Annotated in this window: 3 protein-coding genes; 2 read left to right on the top strand and 1 reads right to left on the bottom strand. The window is 62.7% G+C overall.

Annotated elements, in window-relative coordinates; genetic code table 11:
* The first annotated feature begins 135 nt into the window (after positions 1 to 135).
* Complete coding sequence (locus JJE47_00815) at positions 136 to 369, top strand: alpha/beta hydrolase (protein ID MBK5265952.1); 234 nt, start codon at positions 136 to 138, stop codon at positions 367 to 369.
* Between the two features lie 19 nt (positions 370 to 388).
* Here JJE47_00815 and JJE47_00810 read toward each other — a convergent pair whose 3' ends face one another.
* Positions 389 to 814, bottom strand: coding sequence for a hypothetical protein (locus JJE47_00810; GenBank protein MBK5265951.1), 426 nt, complete (start codon positions 812 to 814; stop codon positions 389 to 391).
* A gap of 102 nt (positions 815 to 916) precedes the next feature.
* On the opposite strand from JJE47_00810, the gene JJE47_00805 reads away from it, so the two are divergent.
* A partial coding sequence (locus tag JJE47_00805; GenBank protein MBK5265950.1) for a MoaD/ThiS family protein occupies positions 917 to 1,143 on the top strand: 227 nt, incomplete at its 3' end.

Below are 1,143 nucleotides of genomic sequence, written 5' to 3'. Positions count from 1 at the left end.
TTGGGGGCTGGTGGGCGAGCCGATTCGCGCTACTCCGTCGATTGTGGGGACGGCGGCTATTGCCCGGATGGAGGTATCAGGGCGGTTAGGAACACCGCGGCGATGGTGCCTGGCACCACCAAATCCTTGACTGCGATGTTTTCAACTCCGCCGGCTTCAACCCTCCCCGATTCCCTCACGACCATCACGATCCCAACCATGATCGTCTGGGGCGAGGACGATTCGATCACCCCGGTGAGCCAGGGCCAGGAGCTGCAAAGGACTGTGGCCGAATCGAGCCTGGAAATTCTGCCGGACGTAGGCCACCGACCTCATCTCGAGGCCCCAGAGGCAACCGCCACCCTTATCTCGAACTTTCTCCGCCCCTGATCATCGTTTCTCCAGTCCGTCACCGGTCCGGGCGGACGACCGACCAACCCCTGGCTCGGAGCTCGTCGGCCAGGTAGGCATCGGGGATCGCTGTCAGATCGGGACCGGCAGCCAAAGCTCCGAGATTGACGAGTTCGACGGCCCGATCCCTTATCGTTCGGGCCCAGGCCCGTCCGCTTGCCGATGCCTCGAGAGTCAACGTTGCATCAGGTCCAATCGTGAAAAGGCTCGCCTCCGATCGGGGATTGGTATTGCTGCCCCTCTCCCCATAAAGCAACAACACCGCACCTGCCGGCAGGTCTTGAATTCCGCCGTCGGCCACAAACTCACCCACGAAGGCCCAACCTGAGCTCTTGGTCTCGTCGACCGACGAGACGATCTTGGCCCAATGCCGCCGACGCTCGTCCCTGAGCATGGGCACTCGGACGGGGACAATCACTTCCACAGCGTTGACCTTATTCGATCGGTGCGATTGGGTCGAGAGGTGCGGAGGACGTCGGCTCCCGGCATCCCCCATCCCCGGCCTTGACCCCGTTACCCTCCGGCTGTGGCCACTCTTCGCCTGTTCGCCAACTTGCGCGAGCTAGCCGGTGTTTCAAAGCTCGAAGTTGATGGCGCCACCGTCGGGGAGGTCATCGATGCTGCAACCGCCCGTTTCGGCCCTGGATTTCTGGCAGGTCTCGAGGCCGCGGCGGTATGGAGGAATGGCGAGCAGGCTTCGACTACCGATCCTGTCGGTCCCTCTGACGAAGTTGCGCTGATCCCACCCGTGTC

The organism is Acidimicrobiia bacterium (assembly GCA_016650365.1).
In the GTDB taxonomy this organism is placed as follows: domain Bacteria; phylum Actinomycetota; class Acidimicrobiia; order Spongiisociales; family JAENVV01; genus JAENVV01.
Note: the sequence above shows the minus strand (reverse complement) of the source record. Positions and strands in the feature narration are given on the sequence as shown.

What these genes read in the sequence shown, in the direction of transcription:
- JJE47_00815 (MBK5265952.1), top strand. Translation starts at nt 136, where the DNA reads ATGTTTTCAACTCCGCCGGCTTCAACCCTCCCCGATTCCCTCACGACC.